The following is a 19,518-nucleotide window of genomic DNA, read 5'->3' as shown; positions in this document are numbered from 1 at the left end:
TGCCCCTTAAAACATTTGCAGTAAAGATTTAAACATTTGATCGGCAGTGCTGATCACTTTGGCATTGGCACTATACATTTGCTGAAAATGCATTAAGCTTGCCGCCTCTTCATCAAGGTTTACACCACTAAAGCTATCACGCGCTGCGATGGCATTTTCACTTAAACTCGTAGCGGTAGAGATACTACTTAAATTTTGCTTACTAGTAATTGCCAGTTCACCCACTAATAACGTAAATTTATCGCCTTTTCCTGCCATTGAGGTAACGATATTAGCAATGTTTGAATTATCACCAGGCCCGGAAGTACTACTGTCTTTAAAACCAAGCTTATCGGAAGTGATAACAGGGTTTATCTCGATCGTCCCTAATGGGTTTAATGGGTTGTAAGTAAACAATGCTTCACCAGGGTCGTTATTTAAATCAAAACCGCTTTGTAATGCACCATTCATATCATCAGCAAGGTCGGAAACTAAGCTGTTTAAGGTTGCAAGAGTTGGTTTTATTACATCATTATCAACGCTTATTAAGCCACCAAATTGGCCACCAACATTTTTATCAAGAGTAAATTTCTGGCCAATAAATTCACTGGTGACTGTTGTACCACTGACCGAGATTGATGCAGCTTTACTGCCTACTACTAACGGGGCACCACTTGAGGTACTAATATCAATAAAGCCATTATTTCGTTCAACAATAGATACACCAATATGCCCTGATAACTGGTTTACTAAGCGCTCGCGATTGTCTTTTTGCTCTGCGGTTGATTGATTATTCGCTGTTGCTACCCCAATACTGCTGTTGATTTCGGCTATCTGTTTCGTAATCGATGACACACTTAGTGCCACATTGCTCATTTGCGCATTGAGTTTAGTTTCTTGGCCAGCCAGTGCGCCATTAATCTGCGCAAAATCTTGCATAAGCCCTTCAACTGAGGACAAAAACTGCTGTCTAAAAGCCTGTGAGTCTGGCTTGGTCGTCGCTGCATTTAATGCATTGGTAAGGCTTGCAAGGGAGTTATTTAAGTTTAACGAGTCGGTACCAATTATTTGCTCAATAAAGCCTAGGTATGACTGTTTGTTTTCATAAAAATTGGTATCGGAATTAGTACGCCAAATATCGTCATTTAAAAAGGCGTCAACAACCCGATCAACCGATGCCACCTCAACCCCACCTAAATATACATTAGAGGTTTTAAATTGAGCTTGCTGACGCGAGTAACCTTCAACGGCTGCATTCGCCACATTTTGCCCTGACACAGTCAGCGCAATATTAGCCGCATTGAGACCGCTTAACGCGTTATTTAACATAGACATAATTAACTACCTAATCGTATTAGCATTCAATGGCTGAACAAATGCCGACCCCGCATAAATATCATAGCTTTGGGTTGGCTCAACGCTTTCAGCACCTTTATGTTGATCATTAGCGACCAAGCTTTGGCTATTCTTAAATGTATTTTCTATGGGGGCAATTTTCTCATCAAACTGCTTAACAATCGCTTCGGCTAGACCCAGTTGATGAGTTGACGCTAAATGCTGCGCGGTTTGAGCATTATGCATATCTCTAAATTGCGCTTGCTCGTTACTATTAAAAAAACCATTGTCACCGGCCATAGTTTTGGTGGTGCTATCCATACTTTTTAATACCAGCTGTAAAAAAATGGCTTCAAACTGCTCTGCTGCCTGTTTAACGCCAGCTTCACTGTTGCCGGTAATATTTTCTAGATGAGTGGGGTCTATCGCTAATGACTGAGATAATTGGGTTGATGACTCTATTTTCATGGCTATTTCCTTTAAATAACTAATAGCTCGGCTTCTAGAGCCCCAGCATTATCAAGTGCAATTAATATCGACATAAGCTCGGCTGGCGTTGCGCCAAGTGCATTTACCGCTTTTACAATTTCATCTAATGAGGTGCCTTCAGGCCACAACAGCATATTTTTTTGTTGTTGATCTACCGTGATATCACTTGATTGCGTGGTCGTAGTTTGGCCATTTGAAAACGGCCCTGGTTGCGACACTTGCTCTTGTTCACTTATGGTAATGGTTAAATTGCCATGGTTAACCGCAGCCTGATTAACTCGCACTGTATTGTTCATTACGACAGTACCTGTGCGGCTATTAAATACAATTTTTGGGCGCTCAGAACCTTGCTCTACAGTAATATCTTGTAGCATCGACATAAACGTGTTGCGACTATTGGCATCGCTTGGCGCACTAACCACTAAGCGCGCCCAGTTTTCAGCAGTAGCTACATCAGGCCCAAATACTTTATTGATAGCACGTACAACATTGCGGGCAGTTTGATAATTTGGATCTTTTAAATTAAGAATTACATCGCTTTGACTTTCATACATAGCCATAACACTGCGCTCAATAATTGCACCATTAGGAATAAGCCCTGAAGTAGGCACATTAACAGTCACCGAGGAGCCACTTTTACCGCTAGCATTAATGCCGCCCACCACTAAATTACCTTGTGCTAGCGCATACACTTTGCCATCAACCCCTTTTAACGGGGTCAACATTAAGCTGCCACCATGTAAGCTTTTTGCATCACCCAATGAGTTCACAGTTACATCAATCGCTTGGCCTGGGCTTCCCATAGGCGGCAACGTAGCATGGACAGCAACAGCCGCTATATTTTTTGATTTTGGTAATCGCTCTTCATCTACAGAGACACCAAATTGCTTTAGCATATTACTTAGCGATTGGCCGGCAAATTTTACTTGGGCTTTATCACCAGACCCCGGCAAGCCCACTACTAAACCGTAACCCACGAGTTGGTTTTCTCGCACGCCTAGCACATCAACAATATCTAATAATGGACGTGCTTTGGCGGTCACAGTTGCAGGCGCTAATAGGCTAAAAAAGCACACTAGCATTAATAGTAAATATTTCATTAAAACCTCAGTAATCCCTTAGAACGGGTTTAAGAATCGGGTAAATAAAGTGGTAAACCAACCTGGACGATTCGCATCAGCCAATGTGCCTTTGCCGGTATAGCTTATTTGCGCTTCAGCAATACGAAGCGACGAAACACGGTTACTTACATCAATATCGCCAGGGCGAACTAGCCCTTCAATTTCAATGTATTCATCGCCTTGGTTAAGTTTAATTTGCTTACGCCCTTTAATAACCAGCGACCCATTAGATAAAACATGATTCACCCGCACGGTAATAGCGCCACTCAGGAAGTTTTGTTGGCTGGCGCTGCTTTCACCGTCAAACTTGGCACTCGAGCCTATACCCAAATTAAAATCAGCTACATTGAGTGCACCAGCAACTGGCACAGCAACATCAAAGTCGGTGCTTTTATCTAAACTCGAATCGGCACTTTTACTTGATTGCGTGCGCTCGTTAAGCACCACAGTTAAAATATCGCCAACTCGGTAAGCACGTTTATCTGCATACAAAGAAAACATATAGTTATCTTGAAATAAGCTCCCATCTTGCTGATTCAAACCCTGTGCATAGGCATCTTGGCTTATTTCATAGTCTTGAACTGATTTTTGAGTGGTGTTTTGCGGACATTTAACTTCCCCATACACCACTTCGCATTCCACCATTTGGGTTTTTGACGGGGTATTGCTACAGCCAGCAACACCCAAAAGCAGCAAAAATAATGTTAACTTATTCATCATAATCATACGTTTTGATTTATAAAGCGCAGCATTTCATCTGCTGCAGAGACCACTTTAGCGTTCATCTCGTAAGCGCGCTGTACGGCAATCATGCTGACCATTTCATCAACAACGCTCACGTTTGAGCCTTCAATAGTAAATTGTTGCAAGCCACCAAAAGCATCTTCACCGGGGATCCCCTCAACAGGTTCACCGGATGCTGCTGTTTCGCGGTACAAATTGCCACCTAAGCTTTGTAGGCCTGCAGGATTTGCAAAGTTAACCGTTAACATTTGACCTAACTCAACCGCTTGCGCATCCTTACCTACTACCGCAGTAACGGTGCCGTCGGTGCCAATACTCACTTTAGTGGTGCCCTCTGGTAGCGCAATATTTTGCGCCAAAGGTAAGCCGTTGCTGTTTACCAGTAATGACTCAGAGTTAAGCTGAAACTGGCCGTTACGAGTAAACAATAACTCGCCATCAGGACTTTCAATTTGAAAGAAACCTTGCCCAGCAATGGCTACATCTAATTGATTGCTGGTTGTTTCAAAGCTACCTTCGGTAAATTGCTTTTGCGTACCGTTAATACGAACACCGGTTCCGACCTGAATCCCAGATGGCAGCTGATTAAGCTCATCTACCTGCGCGCCAGGCTGTTTTTGTACTTGGTAAAATAAATCTTCAAATACCGCTCTGTCCTTTTTAAAACCGGCAGTGCTTACGTTCGCTAGGTTATTAGATATTGTTGTCATTCTTAAATCTTGCGCTGCAAGACCGGTTTTACTCACCCATAATGCTGAATTCATGTTTGGCTTCCTGTTTATCCACGTCCGCTGATGAGTTTATTACCGCTGGTCGCTAATTCGTCAGCAGACTTCATCATTTTTACATTCATCTCAAATTGGCGGCTAATATTCATGGTTTTGATCATTTCAGCCACGGCATTCACATTAGAACCTTCTAAAGCACCGGTTCTTACTGTAATTGTTTCGTCGGCTTCAAGCGGCTGTAAATCGTTAGCTCTGAGTAAGCCATCAGCACCTTTAATTAAGTTTGCATCGGTACTGGCTAATTTAATTTGCGCATCTTCTGCAATTACACCGCCGCCAATGGGGGTGAGGTTGATCATGCCGTTTGAGCCAATTTCAATATCACCAAACTCAGGAAGTTGAATATCGCCACCGTCACCTTGCACACGTCGGCCATTAACAGTAATAAAGCCGTCGGCATCAACCACTAAATTACCCGCACGGGTATAAGCCGGTTCGCCATTGTCATCCATCACCTCTAGATAACCGCCATTGCTCAGTGCTAAATCAAGATTACGGCCAGTATCCATGATTGGCCCTGACGATAAGTCAGTAGTTACTGGTGTTAGTTGCGCGTGGTAACGAGTACGAAAGCCCTCGCCTTGTACCATCATAGATTGCGCTTGCTCTAAGTCGGCCTTAAAGCCTACGGTGCTAACATTTGCTAAGTTATTTGCAGCAACGCGTAAGGCGGTATTATTAAGTTCAGCACCCGAAACGGCGGTATAAATTAACTTTTCCACGCTCAGCTTCCTTAGGTGTTACTAAATAAAATTTGCATCATTTCATCAGCACTGCTGATGGTTTTAGCATTGGCTTGGTAATTTTGTTGAAATGACATTAAGCCAACCAGCTGTTCACTAATATCAACATTTGAGCCCATAAATGAACCCGACAGTAATTTACCCAGTGAGCCACTTTCTGGCTCGCCATAAAGTGCAGAGCCTGACTCTTCAGTTTGATACCACACGGTATTACTGCCTTGCTCTAAACCATCAACATTCGCAAACGAGGCAAGTACAACCTGACCTTGTAATTTAGATTCACCGTTAGTAAATGTTGCAAATACACGGCCGTCGTCTTCAACTTTTACACCAGAAAACGCCCCTGAGGTATAGCCGTTGGCATCGTTTTCGTTAACACTGAAACTTGAACCAAACTGCGTTGTACCATCGAATTTAAGCGCGATATTTAATGCTGCTGCGCCACTGGTTATTTCTGCATTACCTGGCGTTGAAGTAATAGGCACCTCTAAATCAACCGACGTTAAGTCGCCTGAAAACGGCACCATTTGGCCATCGGTATCAAAGTTAAGTGTAATGGTACCGGCGTTAATTGAACCACTCGCACCATCATCAATAGCTTGAGTACCTGTCGTCGAACCAAGCGCTGAAAGCTGAGCTTGAGTAAGGGGTTTACCATCTAAGAAAAACATCGCTTGCCATTCGTTGCTACCCGTATGGTTAAAATACTGGGTCATTACATGGCTGTTACCTAAGGAGTCGAATACTTCGGTAGATTGAGAAAAGTTATATTGACTACCATCTTTAGGATCAAATACCGCAGGAGCTGTTGGATAAGCAATCACGTCGCTAGAAGAACTTAAGTTACCGTTAAAGTTAATATTGGTACTGGCTTGTGCTTCTATGTTTGAGGCTTCAATTTTTAAATCGGTTAATACACCTGGTACAATTGTCGGATCACCACCATCAACCTGAGACACGCCAAAACCTTGCAGTTTGCCGCCGTTGGCATTAACAATATTTAAGTCGTTATCTAACTGAAACTGGCCTGCTTGGGTGTAAGCTGTTCGGCCGTTTTCTGATATGGCAAAAAAACCTTGGCCATCAATAGCAATATCCAGCGCATTACCGGTGCGCACAATTTCACCACCGGTGACAAAATCTTCTTTAACATTGGCAACTTTAACGCCGCCGCGTTGACTGCCGTTATACACTGCGGCAAATTCTGCGGTGTTATTTTTATAACCAGCAGTACCCGAGTTAGCAATATTATTACTGGTTACTTCTAATCCTGTTTGGGTACTTTTAAGACCACTTAATCCTATATTGAACATAGACATATTATTTATTCCTCTTATTTATGCCACTTGATTAATTTCAGTGATACCAAAATTACCCAAACCATCGACTTGTAATAAAATATCTTCTAACGATTTACCTACAGAAACACGCTCAACCTCACCGCTTAGCCAAGTATCAAGCTGCTTTGGTACCTCTGCTGTAGTGGCATACGCTCTCACTGCATACGCACCGGCTTCTTGGTTTTCAAATTCAAAACGCAGCGAACCGACTCCAGAATAAGGCAGTTGTTTTTCTTCAACTAGCTCACCTTCTTGGTTATAAAGTTGCACAGTGACAGAGTCTGCGGCTTCCCCTAAATTAACCATGCCAGAGACACTGCCATCTTGTTCAAGGGCAATACTGCTTGCTTGTACATCAACCGTTTGGCCAACCATATTAGTGGCTTCAAGCACCGCTAAGCTGCTCACATAATCCAAACCATCGGCGGTGTTTTGGCGAATGCTTTGTAACGACTCAACATTAGAAAACTCCGCAAGCTGGCTCACATATTGAGTGCCGTCCATAGGTTGTAATGGATTTTGATTACTAATTTGCGCAACAAGTAACTCTAAAAACATGGTCGACATTTCATCTGCTGAACTATTACCGGCAATATTCGTGGTGTTTTTTGCCCCGTCGGCTGCGCTTGGAACGGCTGAATTAACTTGCATAATATTATTGTCCTAACTTAAGAATACTTTGCTGCATGCTATTTACACGCCCCATAACTTCAACAGATGTTTGGTAGCTGCGACTTGCAGACATCATATCTGCCATTTCTTCAAGTGCATTTACGTTGGAGTAAAATACATAACCATCGTTGTTAGCAATTGGGTTATTTGGCTCGTAGCGCTGCTCTACCGCACGGTTTGACTCAGTGATCCCTAATACATCAACCGAGGCTGAAATTGATTGGCTGTCTTGTGTTTGTTTGTACAAAGCAGAAAATACTGGTTTAAGTGCCTTGTAAGCGTCGGCTTCTGAACCGGCTGCGGTATCGGCATTGGCTAGGTTAGATGCAATGGTGTCGAGGCGAATAACTTGAGCGCGCATGGCGCTGCCGCTAGCGTCATAAATTGAATTAAAAGACATTATGATTTCCCTGAAATAACTTTATGTAAGCCATTTATTTTCATATTTAAAAAGGTCAAACTGGTTTGAAAATCCATACTGTTGCTGGCAAATTTTGCTTGCTCAATATTTAACTCAACAGTGTTGCCATCACTTGATGGTTGATAAGGAACGCGATATTTAAGTTCATCCGTTTGTACACCAGCAAAATCAACATCTCTGTTTTGCGAAAAACTGGATGAGACACTTTGCATAATTTGACGGTAATCTACATCTCGAGATTTAAACCCAGGCGTGTCAACATTAGCCAAGTTACTGGCAATGACTTCTGCTCTGTCTAACCTTAATTTCATTGAAAAAGGGTGAACACCTAACGCTTTATCAAATAGTTCCATTGTTGCCTCTAATTTTTGTTTCTTGTATGCTTTCGCGCTTCGCATACACTTTCTACCTTGTGTATAACAACCTTTATGCCAACTTTTAAAAGTATACTTTTTCAATGACTTACATAAAAAAAGAGCAAAAAACAGCCCAGCACACGGAAGCTAAACTTCCCCAAGGGAAGCGTTGGTTTTTCCGCTTACTTTTAACTATTGGACTTCTGCCAGCTCATGCTATGGCCATCCCCATTAATTTTGATAAAGAAATTCGGCAGTTTTTGCACAGTGAAATTAAGAGCTATTTGCGCTCAGTTAATTCGCAAAGTCAGCGACAAGATATAGAATTATTTATTCCTAAAGGCAGCGAAAATTTAAGCTGTGATGAATTGCAAATCACTCGCTCACAAAATCACACGCCACCTGCAGGCAGGGTGAGTATTTCTGTATCTTGCCCATCGCCTGCTTGGCGTTTTAGAGCCAGTGCCAAAGTAAGTGTGTGGATAAACCTAGTAGCTGCCAAGCACACTTTAAACCGAGGTAAAGTGCTTAATAAGCAAGACTTAGAATATAAAAGCGTGGATTTAGGTAAGCACCGCCACCAAGGCGAAACCGGTATTGACCAGCTAGTTGGACTTACCGTTAAACGCGAGATTGATAAAGGCACGGTGATCTCCACCCGATACCTAGAAAAGCAGTATTTAATCAATAAAAATGAGCATATTTCACTGCAAATAAATACCGCAACTTTCTCAGCCAATGTTAAAGCCATTGCTCTTGAAGATGGCCAGCTTGGTGAGGTTATTAATGTAAAAAATTTATCATCAAAAAAAGTAGTTCAAGGTAGAGTAATTGCGCAAGGCGTGGCAGAGGCGACATTTTAAAAAATGTCGAAATAAAAGTTAAGTAATGCTTGTACTTGGTCGCTGATATAAACTAAGCAATATAAATTCGATAAACGAATTAGGTAATAAACAATGAATATAAGTGCAATAACAACCACTGCGGTTGATCAAAGCCAAAAAACAAACCAGCGTTCTTCACTGGATGCAAAACCAGAACAACAACCTGTAGCGACTAAACAAGAGCAAGCAAACTCAGTGAGTGCATTAAGTAAATCAATAGACTCAACATTTCAAGATTTAGCTGCAAAGCCAGACGTTGATATGGATAAAGTAGCCATGATGAAAGCGGCAATTGCCAGTGGTGAATTTAAAATTAATATTGATGAAACCGTTAACGCTATGGTTGAACTTCATAAAAAATGAAAACTGTAAAAGAGTATATTGTAAGTCTGCAACAAGACATTACTAAGCTAGGCGCGTTAATTGAATTACTTGAAACGCAATACGAATTGCTAAGCCAACGTAATGTGCAGCTAGAAACACATAATAAAAAAATGCTCGGCTTTTTAGAAAGCTTAAATGAATCGCACAACCAGCGCGATGGCTTTTTGGTGAGTTTAGGCTTACAAGGTGGCAAAGAAGGTTTAGCACAATTAACCGCGCTTCTACCTGTTGATATAAACACCCTTACTACTAAGCTATTGCATCAGCTTGAGCTAAAAACTAAAACCTGCAAAATAATGAATGAACGCTCAGGGCAATTACTCTCAAGCCAGCGTCGGTTGTTACAGCGTTTAACTGGCGGTGAAAACAAACAAGCTTACCCAGAAATGCCTTTATAAATACGTTACATAAAGGCATTTTCTTGTTTAGTCACTTTGCGCTATGTTTTTACTTTACTCCTATTATTACCTTTTAAAACCCTATCTTGAGTCCAAAAATAGTTATTCCGCTAAAACTAAGTATTATTAGCTTTTGTGCAACTTTGCGGCTAATTGTATTTATAATAAGCAAATAGCGGCTAACGTCACCTTTATTAGACTAAAGAATGATTGCTGCTGAATCTGCTGATTTTATGACCTTTTCGCTATTCTGCATGACAAGATCACACTGTAAAAACAGAACAATAAACCACTGAATTTAAAGATCTTTTAAATTTAACAAGCCAGTTACAACACATCCCTTTGCTATTTTTGTTAACACTTACAAAGCGTTAAACTGGGCTATGCACGACCTTTTGCCTAATTACAATCTGTAGCAAGCTGTTTTACCCTGCGCACTCAACGTTCATTTGCTTTGTAAAAGCTGTATTTTTATTTTGAGTTAGCAACAAAGTTGCAGGAGAAGTCATGACCACCAAGCCGCTAGATGATAATTCATCTGATGCTATACCAGGAGCGGATACTCAAACCGTGTCCGATAGCTATGAAAATCTTCATAAACCCAGCTCTGAGTTTGAAAGCCGCGACGCTTATCTAGAGCACGAACTGCAAATTATGCAGCCAAAACGCTGGCGTCCAAATTTACCGTTTAGAGATTATCGCTTTGAATTTGAAGACACCATTCCAGCAATGGCCGCTACTATAGGTAAAGTAGTAATGGTAGCAGCCATTGCTGCCACGTTTGCAGGCCCTTTGGGTTTAAGTGATGGCTTTGTACTTGAAAACGTACGCTACGAACTTTTAATTGTTTCGCTATTTATTTTACTATTTTCTGGCTTTATTTTACCGACCGCTAACTTAGCGGGTACTCATGGCCCACTCATTCCATTAATTCCTATTGTGGTTGCCGCAGGCGGACACCCTATGGCCTTTGGTTTGCTCATAGGAGCCTTTGGATTGATATTAGCATTTAGTAAAGGCGGCAGTCTCATGGCCAAGCTCACCAGTAAAGGAGTGTGTGGTGGCCTACTTCTTTATTTGGGCTTTGTGGGTACCATTTCACAAGTTAAAAAGCTGTTTGCATGGGCTGAAGAAATTCAAATGACCCATATTGCCTTTATCGTAATCTTAGCCACAATTTTACTTTATGCTTTATTGGAGCATTACAAAAAACGCTGGTTAGCCGTGCCACTGAGCTGTTTAATTGGTGGTTTTACTGCTTTTGCATTGGGTGCACCGTTTGAGTTTCATACTGCACCGGGCTTACCAAACATGAACCCTATGTACTGGTGGGGCGAAAACACCGGCTGGATGCTTGGCTTACCAACAGCTGAAAGCTTTGTAGTTGTACTTCCTTTTGCAGTTTTAGCGGTTGCTATGTGGTCTCCTGACTTTTTAGGCCATCAAGTATTTCAAAAAATTAGTTACCCTGAGCGTACTGAAAAAGTACAAATGAATATTGACGATACCATGCTTAGCGCATCAACAAGACAAACCTTTGGCTCGCTTTTAGGCGGTGCTAACTTTGCGTCATCTTGGGGCACTTACATTGTTCCTGCTGCTATTGCAAAACGCCCTATTCCTGCAGGCGCAATTTTAACTGCGTTATTTTGTATTATCGCGGGTGTTTGGGGCTATCCAATGGACTTAGCTATTTGGCAGCCAGTATTGTGTGTTGCATTAATTGTAGGGGTGTTCATTCCACTACTTGAAGCGGGTATGGAAATGACCCGTGAAGGTAAAACCACCCAATCAGCCGCCATTGTGGTGTTTGCATCAAGCCTAGTAAACCCTGCATTTGGTTGGTCATTAACTATGCTACTTGATAACTTGGGCCTTATTGGCTGTAAAGAAAGAAGTGCTGATTTATCGCGAATGAGTCGCTGGGTCATCCCACTTATAATGTTTGTGTTATTAACCGGTGTAATGGCACTGGTAGGTATGCTGCCAGGCATTCCTGCGCTAATGCCAAGCTTTAGACATTAATTCCTTTATTAAACAGCAAAGCGAGCTTTAATAGCTTGCTTTTTTTGTACTTATAAAAAACCAGCACAGTGTTCCTGCAATAATAACCCCTGAAGTGACAGTCCCTGAAATAATTACAAGCCACCCTGCAGAATTTTTATAAAGCTCGCCACCAGAAAAAAACCTTACGCATCAAAAAACCATAACCAATTGATATATATTAAAAACTTAACATTTCACTTTCTGGTATAGGCTTTGCACCTTTATGAGTGAACGTTAAAAATCATTTTATTAGTAACGCTTTTAAAATGAAAAATCATCACTCTTAATAAGGAGCTAATTATGAATAGCGATCGTATCGAAGGAAATTGGAAAGAACTTAAAGGTAAAGCGCAACAAAAATGGGGCGATCTTACCAACGATGATTTAGATAAAATTGAAGGTAGCCGTACCGAGCTTGTTGGTAAAATTCAGCAAAAATACGGTAAATCCAAAGATGAGGCCGAGCGCGAAGTAAATGACTTTGAGAAAGGTCATTAATATAAAGCGTGTTAACAGCTTTACTTGCTAATAAAAAACCGCCAATTGGCGGTTTTTTTGTTGGTAAATAATAAAATCACTAGATTTAACATATTCGGTAATTCTTTGAATTAACCAGCCTGTTTATTATTTGAAATCGACGTCAAAAGTTCAGATATCAGCTGCCTATCTATCTGAGCATTTCTTTCACTCAGTTTATGAATAAACTCTAAAGGTATAAGCCCATGTGATTTTTCTTTAATAGTAATACTCGCGCCTTTATCAATTAAAAGTTGCACTAAACCAAAGTCATTAAGCAAAATAGCCGAGTGTAGAGGTGATAAACCATCTATGTCACTTAACGTATTTACTTTGATTCCTTTAGAAATAAAGTATTCGATATAAGCATCGCGCTTATCTATATCTTTAATCTCAAATAAAAATGCTAGACCAGCGCCTGATTCAAGTGATTCAATATCACTCTTATCGGCTCTATAATTAAGTAAGTAATATTCACAAGCATCACTTGGGATGTAATGAGTATTCTCATCAGTGCTGCAAATAATAACATCTTCAATATCACTATTGATGAGCGAATATAAAGCAACTGTAGAATATCCAACAGATAATAAAAGTAACAAATAAATAGTAAGCTTTTTCACCTCCCCCCCCCCAGATTCCTTAACTATTAGCATCAGTGTATGCAAGCATAACGAAGTAATTATTTACAGAATTAAGCTCAACCTTATTTATTTTGCCAGCGCTAGTTTTACTGCTGCTTCGGCATGTATTTTGGTAGTATCGTAAAGCGGAACCTGCGTATGTTGTGGCTTTACCAACAAGGCGATTTCAGTACAGCCTAAAATGATGGCCTGCGCGCCTTGCTCAAATAATCGCTCTATAATACGCACATAATCGGCTCGCGAATCGTCATCAATAATCCCTTGGCATAACTGCGAATAAATAACCTCGTGCACACGCTTTCGCTCATTAGGCTCAGGTATTAATACCTCAATGTTATGCTTATCGGTTAAACGCTCTTTGTAAAAGTTTTGCTCCATTGTAAATTGCGTTCCCAACAACCCTACTCGCGTAATGTTATCGTGCTTTAGTTGCTCGGCGGTGGCATCGGCTATGTGCAAAATAGGAATGGTAATATTACTGGCAATCTCATCGGCCACTTTATGCATAGTGTTGGTACAAATAAGTAAAAAGTCGGCACCACCAGCCTCAACAGATTTAGCCGCCTTGGTGAGTAACTTAGCTGTTTGTTGCCAATCGCCTTGATGCTGTAGTGCTTCAATTTTTGCAAAATCGACGCTCACCATACAAATTTTGGCTGAATGTAGTCCACCCAATGAGTTTTTAACGCCTTCGTTTAAGGCTTTGTAATAGCTGGTTGTAGACTCCCAACTCATACCTCCGAGCATGCCAATCGTTTTCATAAAATTGCCTTGTTTAAAGTGGTTAAGAGCAGCAAATTGCTAAATAATTTTTTACATTGACAGTAAGCAAAGAAGTAAGATGCAACTCATGCGACTACAGTTATTGTTTTAATATTTATATATAAGATAATTCAATATCTACTTTTACCACATCATTTTTAATAGCCCATTGAAAAGCTTCACTATTTTCAATAAACGCCCTAAGACTATCAACCTCATTTAACGCAGAACACCACTGACTCGTTGTTGAAAGCGCAAATGCAGCCTCGCTTGGTAAAAATTTAAAAGTCGTACTAAGTTGCTGCATAGCATCTGTAGCTTCATCTATGTCGTCTAAATCAGGAATAATTTGGCGTGTAATATCAACAATAAAGTAGTCTTTACTAAGGCTATCTTCCCTGCACTGAAAAAGAAGCATATCGCCGTCATACTCTAAATTAGTATTTTCAATTCGGTAGCTTTCATATAAATCAATAACCAGTTTAATCAACTGTTTAACATTATAGTTTTTATAAAATTCAGATCTTTCAATTTTAAGTTTTATATCTTCTATTTTCATATTTTATATCTAATTCTGTTTAATCATTAGTAACTATGTACTCTTTTCGCTACTGTATTAACCTTTACTTACAGCGCCTTCAAATAACAATTGCTTATCGTTTTTATATACTTCAAGCCAACCAAGTGAAGATGTATCGCAACCAATAATAGTGACATGTAACACGTAACTGTAACGTCCATTTTTAAACGTATAGTGATGATTGCCGCCACTACCCTCAAAGGTAATATCACCATTAATTAAAACGATATCAGGCTTGTCGCTTGGGCTTTTATCAATGCTCCACGACGCATAGCGGAAGTTTCCATCGCCTAAATCATCAATGCGAACACGATAGTTAGCTGTTTTCCAATCAAGTATTGGTTTTTGAAAGGTTTTAATACTTGAATGGAGTGATTGTTTATCTTGAGCGATTAACTTTTCTGCATGTGCTTGCTCAGTGGTATTTTGTGTATTCACAGCAATAACTTTGCCGTCTGTGTCTACCCACATTACGCCGTTATTTAGCATAATGCCGCGCCAACCTACGTTATCCCAATCGGTATTGATATTAGAGCTGCCAATAACGGCAACAAGTTCCTCATCAAACACTTCATCAAAGCGGTTAATAAACTCAGCTTCATTTTTAATATCAGGAAGTGGATACTGCCTTTTTAGAGGGTAGCGAATATGCGCAGCAATCGCAGTTTTATCATGCGTTTTAAAAGCAGCAATAACAGGTAAAACACTCTCGTGATACTTTTGCTCAAGCGCAAATGTGTTCGATGTGAAAAATAGAGATAGGCAAAGTAATATGTAATTTAGATACTTCATTGATAGTCCTTTATTCAAAGTAATAGAATAGATTTATAAAGAGATTAAATGTGTAACTCCTCTTAAGGCTTAGCCTTTACTATTTTTTAAAAAGGCAGCAAATTTGTGAGGCGAACTATCATAAAATAAACGTATTATACTTTCTGTTTCATCTTCATTTTTATCTATAAAGATTTTGAAGGTGTTACGCTTAAAAAAAGGTCCAAGAAAGCGCCTTCGGATGGAAACACTGGTAGAAATGCACCATAAACTTTTTTCTAGGCAACTTATTTGTAATGAAGCCTCATTATCCCCTAAAGCTTGAAAAAATAAAATTTTCATGGCGGATTCTGAATTCTCATTCTCCCAAATAAAACTTTTGAAAAAGGTTATAGCTTCACTAATGTTTGGTTGTAATGGAACATCCTGCTCCGTTTCCTCATCATAATACCCACAAAAAATATTTTCCATTAGATATTTTTTCCTTTTAAGTTATAAATTTCCGATTAAAGAAGCTAAAAGTCACATTAAATAAACCTTATAAACTATACAGTTTATTAATGAATATATAGATTATTAATCCGCATATAAACGAAGCTAGTACATTTGAATAAATTCGAACGTTATAGCTTTTCATAAAGCGCTCTTTTATTAAAGTTATGGGGATCAAAGCTAAGCACAAATAAGCAAACCAAGAGGATACAAATATATCTGCTAATTTAGATTGCATTAAGGGAGCGCTATTGCCATATCTTGCGTTACTTATCGCCTCAAAACTCTCACGATCGAATGCTATGGCAGCTACTGCAAATAAAAAAATTATATGGGTAAATAGTAAAACTAAATTTAAAGTACGTTTTAAGAAGCTAACTTCATAAGTTTTAATAGTCCGCGATCCTTGCATTTAGTTTTTCTACTCTTAAAAATTGATACGATGATAATATTTTTATATGAACTAAACCTGCTTTATGCTTTTGTAAAATTGACATAAGACACCTTACTTTTTTAACCTAAACAAAGCCTGCTACTTCGTTTTTCACAGTGAAAGACTTAAAGTGGAGTCTAGTTTATTTATTCTTGTAGGCACTCTTGTTAGAGGAACAGCTATGTGTTTAATTTATACCAATAGGATAACTAAAAAATTATAGCTAGTCTAAGAATTGCTAATAATGCATATGACGAAAACCGTATAAAGTTTAATCGTAATTTAATTGTATGCCTTATTTAAATGTTGATTAAAGGGAATTTAATGAAACACGAAAGAATAACGTTAAGTGAAAATATAAAGAGTGTATTTTTATTTGTTTTATTCTTTATCATCACCATAGTTTTACCGATTGCGTCATATAATGAATTAGTATTTGTCTTTGAGGCGTTAAATAAGCACCCGCTGATTTTTAATGAGAAAAGTTTTAGTGCGTGTTTAATTTTATATACGCCAGCATTTGCAATGCTTACTCGAATGATATTCTTAAAAGTAAGAAATATTGAAATAAAACCAGAGCTTCTAATTAAATGGTATAAGCTCTGTGGGATTACTTTAATTTTACTATTAATTTCAGTTCCTACTTATACTTACTTTATTGAAAGTAAAATTAAAAGTGAAGGCTATACGGTTTGTAATTCGTATAGCACTTCTAGGAGGGCAGATATTTGGGTTACCTCTCAACACTACTGCATTGAAAAAGGTTACAGAGTCAGCGAAGAAATAACAGATTGGTTAAAACAACAAACGACAGAACCAACACCAGAAGATGTTATAAAAAAAGTAGATGAGCTACTCGCCAATAACCCTTAAAGATTTTTTATGTGTAATTTAAAAAACGAGCCTAAATCGGCTCGTTTTTGTTTTACTGATAGCTGACAGCTAAAAACTGACCGCTTCAACTTTTGACCGCTGCTCTTTTACTCTGGCTCATACCCCAAGTTAGGCGATAACCACCTTTCAGCCTCTGCGATCGTCATATTAGTTCGCTTAGCGTAGTCTTCTACCTGATCCTTTTGCACAGCCGCTACAGCGTAGTATTTCGCTTGTGGGTGTGAGAAGTACCAACCCGACACCGCAGCACCTGGCCACATGGCGTACGAGCTGGTGAGCTGCATACCAATGCGTTTTTCAGTATCGAGTAGTTGCCAAATTTTCTTTTTCTCGGTGTGCTCAGGGCACGCTGGGTAACCAGGCGCTGGGCGAATACCTTGGTAGTTTTCGCGTATTAGCTCATCGTTACCTAGGTTTTCATCCGGTGCATAACCCCAATACTCTTTACGCACCTGCTCGTGCAAGTATTCAGCAAAGGCCTCGGCAAGCCTATCAGCAACCGCTTTTACCATTATTTTATTATAGTCATCTTGCTTGGCATCGAACGCATTGGCGAGGTCGTCTTCTTCTAAACCGCCTGTTACCGCAAACGCACCAAAGTAATCGGGTGTGCCTTTTGGCGCAATGTAATCGGCTAGGCAGTAGTTAGCAAAGTCGGTCTTTTCGGTTTGCTGGCGTAAATGACATGAGGTAGTTAATAGCTCTTTGCGGGTTTCGTCGGTGTAAATTTCTATATCATCGCCCACACGGTTTGCTGGGAATAAACCAATAACACCTAATGGTTGCAAAGTGCCTGACTTTTCAAGCTCATCGAGCATATCGTTGGCGTCTTTAAATAGACTTTGTGCTTGTTCGCCCACTACTTCGTCGGTTATTATGCGCGGATATTTACCGGCGATTGACCAGGTCATAAAGTACGGCGTCCAGTCTATGTATTTGCGTAAAGTCGCGATTGATACATTTTTAAACTCAGTCACGCCCAGCTTTTTAGGCACGGGTGGCGTATAGTTATCCCAATCGAGTTTTGCAGCATTATCGCGGGCGCGCTGTATGGTAACTGGTTTTGAGCGCGGCTTTTTGCGTGCTTGTTGTTCGCGTACTTTGTCGTACTCGGCGCTGGTTTTAGCTAAAAACTCTGCTTTATGCTCTTTTGATAATAAATTAGACACCACACCCACGGCGCGGCTGGCATTATTTACATACACCACGCCTTTGTCGTACTGCGGCTCTATTTTTACTGCGGTATGCGCTTTTGAGGTGGTTGCCCCGCCAATCATTAGCGGCAGCTCAAAGCCACGACGCTTCATTTCTTTGGCAACATGTACCATTTCATCAAGCGATGGGGTAATTAAGCCCGAAAGGCCTATAATATCGGCTTTTTCGTCAATTGCTGTTTGCAGTATTTTATCGGCAGGTACCATTACGCCTAAGTCGATTACTTCGTAGTTATTACATTGCAGTACTACGCCTACAATGTTTTTACCTATATCGTGCACGTCACCTTTTACGGTAGCCATAACAATTTTACCGTTGGTCGCGCCCTCTTCTTTTTCGGCTTCAATGAATGGGTCAAGGTAAGCGACCGCGCGTTTCATTACCCGAGCCGACTTAACCACTTGGGGTAAAAACATTTTACCCGCGCCAAATAAATCCCCAACCACGTTCATGCCGTCCATAAGTGGCCCTTCAATGACGTGAATAGGTTTATCTGCGCCAGCACGGCACTCTTCTGTGTCTTCATCTATAAAGGTGGTTATGCCTTTTACTAGGGCATGCTCTAGGCGTTTTTCAACCGACCAAGTGCGCCATTCTAAATCTTCTACGCGCTCAGCTTGCGCCATGCCTGAATATTTAGGTGCAAGTTCAACAAGGCGCTCACCTGCACCTGGGTCGGTGTTAAGAATTACGTCTTCTACGGCTTTACGAAGTTCTTCGGGGATGTCGTCGTAAACCGCAAGTTGCCCTGCGTTTACTATGCCCATATCCATACCCGCTTTTATCGCATGGTATAAAAATACCGAGTGAATCGCTTCACGTACTGGGTTATTACCTCTAAACGAGAACGATACGTTTGACACCCCACCCGACACTTTACAGTGCGGTAAATTTTGCTTAATACGGCGGGTGCCTTCAATAAATTCTACGGCGTAATTGTCGTGCTCTTCTATGCCGGTGGCAACGGCAAATATGTTGGGGTCGAATATAATGTCTTCTGGCGGAAAACCAATTTCGTCAACCAAAATACGGTAGCTGCGCTCACAAATTTCAAACTTACGATCGGCGGTATCGGCTTGGCCGTCGGTATCAAACGCCATCACAACAGCGGCGGCGCCAAAGCGTTTTATAATTTTAGCTTGGCGAATAAACGGCTCTTCACCCTCTTTAAGTGAAATGGAGTTAACAATGGCCTTGCCTTGAATACACTTTAAGCCTGCTTCGATGACTTCCCACTTTGAGGAGTCGACCATAATAGGTACTTTAGAAATATCAGGCTCTGAGGCAATTAAGTTTAAAAACTTCACCATGGCCGCTTTTGAGTCCAGCATGGCTTCGTCCATGTTGATATCAATAACCTGGGCGCCATTTTCTACTTGTTCGCGGGCCACATTAAGGGCGGTCTCGTAGTCTTCTTCCATGATCAAACGTTTAAACATGGCCGAGCCAGTTACGTTAGTACGCTCGCCGACATTGGTAAATACTGCAATTTGTTGGGTCATTGGCGGCTC

22 protein-coding genes are annotated in these 19,518 nt (G+C 40.5%); 6 read left to right on the top strand and 16 right to left on the bottom strand.

The window, feature by feature from the left end; all coding sequences use genetic code 11:
- Positions 1 to 6: 6 nt before the first annotated feature.
- Genes flgK through flgB form a run of 10 tightly spaced genes read right to left on the bottom strand, consistent with a single transcriptional unit; the run spans position 7 to position 8,030 of the window.
- Positions 7 to 1,314 carry a flagellar hook-associated protein FlgK gene (gene flgK, locus FLM54_RS04465; protein ID WP_178955410.1) on the bottom strand — a complete coding sequence of 436 codons (1,308 nt, stop codon included), beginning with the start codon at positions 1,312 to 1,314 and terminating at the stop codon, positions 7 to 9.
- A 6-nt stretch (positions 1,315 to 1,320) separates the two neighbouring features.
- The gene (locus FLM54_RS04460) at positions 1,321 to 1,782 is read right to left on the bottom strand and encodes a rod-binding protein (protein WP_055011657.1); all 462 of its coding nucleotides are present in this window, start codon (positions 1,780 to 1,782) and stop codon (positions 1,321 to 1,323) included.
- An 11-nt stretch (positions 1,783 to 1,793) separates the two neighbouring features.
- Positions 1,794 to 2,903: a flagellar basal body P-ring protein FlgI gene (locus tag FLM54_RS04455; RefSeq protein WP_010391158.1), complete on the bottom strand. Its 1,110-nt coding sequence runs from the start codon at positions 2,901 to 2,903 to the stop codon at positions 1,794 to 1,796.
- Between the two features lie 18 nt (positions 2,904 to 2,921).
- A complete protein-coding gene (locus FLM54_RS04450; protein WP_256729652.1) occupies positions 2,922 to 3,644 on the bottom strand; it encodes a flagellar basal body L-ring protein FlgH in 723 nt (240 codons plus the stop codon).
- 2 nt (positions 3,645 to 3,646) lie between these two features.
- Positions 3,647 to 4,432 carry a flagellar basal-body rod protein FlgG gene (gene flgG, locus FLM54_RS04445; RefSeq protein WP_010391154.1) on the bottom strand — a complete coding sequence of 262 codons (786 nt, stop codon included), beginning with the start codon at positions 4,430 to 4,432 and terminating at the stop codon, positions 3,647 to 3,649.
- 14 nt (positions 4,433 to 4,446) lie between these two features.
- Positions 4,447 to 5,178 (bottom strand): flagellar basal body rod protein FlgF, encoded by a 732-nt coding sequence (locus tag FLM54_RS04440; RefSeq protein WP_010391152.1) that lies wholly within the window; start codon positions 5,176 to 5,178, stop codon positions 4,447 to 4,449.
- 11 nt (positions 5,179 to 5,189) lie between these two features.
- Positions 5,190 to 6,518, bottom strand: a complete 1,329-nt coding sequence (locus FLM54_RS04435) for a flagellar hook protein FlgE (protein WP_178955406.1) — start codon at positions 6,516 to 6,518, stop codon at positions 5,190 to 5,192.
- An 18-nt stretch (positions 6,519 to 6,536) separates the two neighbouring features.
- Positions 6,537 to 7,190 carry a flagellar hook assembly protein FlgD gene (locus tag FLM54_RS04430; protein ID WP_178955404.1) on the bottom strand — a complete coding sequence of 218 codons (654 nt, stop codon included), beginning with the start codon at positions 7,188 to 7,190 and terminating at the stop codon, positions 6,537 to 6,539.
- A gap of 4 nt (positions 7,191 to 7,194) precedes the next feature.
- On the bottom strand, positions 7,195 to 7,611 hold the full coding sequence (gene flgC, locus FLM54_RS04425; RefSeq protein ID WP_010391144.1) for a flagellar basal body rod protein FlgC: 417 nt from the start codon (positions 7,609 to 7,611) through the stop codon (positions 7,195 to 7,197).
- Entirely contained in the window at positions 7,611 to 8,030 is a 420-nt protein-coding gene (gene flgB, locus FLM54_RS04420; protein WP_010391142.1) for a flagellar basal body rod protein FlgB, read from the bottom strand. Before flgB ends, flgC begins: the two co-directional genes overlap by 1 nt.
- 59 nt (positions 8,031 to 8,089) lie before the next feature.
- Here flgB and flgA point away from each other — a divergent pair, with 59 nt between their 5' ends.
- From flgA to FLM54_RS04395, 5 genes are all read left to right on the top strand, one after another.
- Complete coding sequence (gene flgA, locus FLM54_RS04415) at positions 8,090 to 8,851, top strand: flagellar basal body P-ring formation chaperone FlgA (protein WP_178955402.1); 762 nt, start codon at positions 8,090 to 8,092, stop codon at positions 8,849 to 8,851.
- Positions 8,852 to 8,944: 93 nt separating this feature from the next.
- Positions 8,945 to 9,235 (top strand): flagellar biosynthesis anti-sigma factor FlgM, encoded by a 291-nt coding sequence (gene flgM, locus FLM54_RS04410; protein ID WP_010391138.1) that lies wholly within the window; start codon positions 8,945 to 8,947, stop codon positions 9,233 to 9,235.
- The gene (flgN, locus tag FLM54_RS04405; protein ID WP_178955400.1) at positions 9,232 to 9,654 is read left to right on the top strand and encodes a flagellar export chaperone FlgN; all 423 of its coding nucleotides are present in this window, start codon (positions 9,232 to 9,234) and stop codon (positions 9,652 to 9,654) included. The genes flgM and flgN overlap by 4 nt, the downstream gene beginning before the upstream one ends.
- A gap of 507 nt (positions 9,655 to 10,161) precedes the next feature.
- Positions 10,162 to 11,679, top strand: coding sequence for a DUF3360 family protein (locus FLM54_RS04400; RefSeq protein ID WP_008464416.1), 1,518 nt, complete (start codon positions 10,162 to 10,164; stop codon positions 11,677 to 11,679).
- Between the two features lie 321 nt (positions 11,680 to 12,000).
- Entirely contained in the window at positions 12,001 to 12,198 is a 198-nt protein-coding gene (locus FLM54_RS04395) for a CsbD family protein (RefSeq protein ID WP_008111942.1), read from the top strand.
- A gap of 110 nt (positions 12,199 to 12,308) precedes the next feature.
- Here FLM54_RS04395 and FLM54_RS04390 read toward each other — a convergent pair whose 3' ends face one another.
- The 5 genes from FLM54_RS04390 to FLM54_RS04370 form a co-directional block, all read right to left on the bottom strand.
- Positions 12,309 to 12,839: an ankyrin repeat domain-containing protein gene (locus tag FLM54_RS04390; RefSeq protein WP_178955398.1), complete on the bottom strand. Its 531-nt coding sequence runs from the start codon at positions 12,837 to 12,839 to the stop codon at positions 12,309 to 12,311.
- Positions 12,840 to 12,926: 87 nt separating this feature from the next.
- Complete coding sequence (locus FLM54_RS04385; protein WP_178955396.1) at positions 12,927 to 13,622, bottom strand: aspartate/glutamate racemase family protein; 696 nt, start codon at positions 13,620 to 13,622, stop codon at positions 12,927 to 12,929.
- Positions 13,623 to 13,737: 115 nt separating this feature from the next.
- The gene (locus FLM54_RS04380; protein ID WP_178955394.1) at positions 13,738 to 14,181 is read right to left on the bottom strand and encodes a hypothetical protein; all 444 of its coding nucleotides are present in this window, start codon (positions 14,179 to 14,181) and stop codon (positions 13,738 to 13,740) included.
- 57 nt (positions 14,182 to 14,238) lie between these two features.
- Entirely contained in the window at positions 14,239 to 14,994 is a 756-nt protein-coding gene (locus FLM54_RS04375; protein WP_178955392.1) for a hypothetical protein, read from the bottom strand.
- A 69-nt stretch (positions 14,995 to 15,063) separates the two neighbouring features.
- Positions 15,064 to 15,444 carry a hypothetical protein gene (locus tag FLM54_RS04370; protein ID WP_178955390.1) on the bottom strand — a complete coding sequence of 127 codons (381 nt, stop codon included), beginning with the start codon at positions 15,442 to 15,444 and terminating at the stop codon, positions 15,064 to 15,066.
- 778 nt (positions 15,445 to 16,222) lie between these two features.
- Here FLM54_RS04370 and FLM54_RS04365 point away from each other — a divergent pair.
- Complete coding sequence (locus tag FLM54_RS04365; protein ID WP_178955388.1) at positions 16,223 to 16,771, top strand: hypothetical protein; 549 nt, start codon at positions 16,223 to 16,225, stop codon at positions 16,769 to 16,771.
- A gap of 107 nt (positions 16,772 to 16,878) precedes the next feature.
- Here the strand turns inward: FLM54_RS04365 and metH are convergent, their stop codons facing one another.
- Entirely contained in the window at positions 16,879 to 19,509 is a 2,631-nt protein-coding gene (gene metH / locus FLM54_RS04360) for a methionine synthase (protein ID WP_178955386.1), read from the bottom strand.
- Positions 19,510 to 19,518 lie beyond the last annotated feature (9 nt).

This window comes from Pseudoalteromonas sp. Scap25, assembly GCF_013394125.1.
Lineage (GTDB): Bacteria > Pseudomonadota > Gammaproteobacteria > Enterobacterales > Alteromonadaceae > Pseudoalteromonas.
Note: the sequence above shows the minus strand (reverse complement) of the source record. Positions and strands in the feature narration are given on the sequence as shown.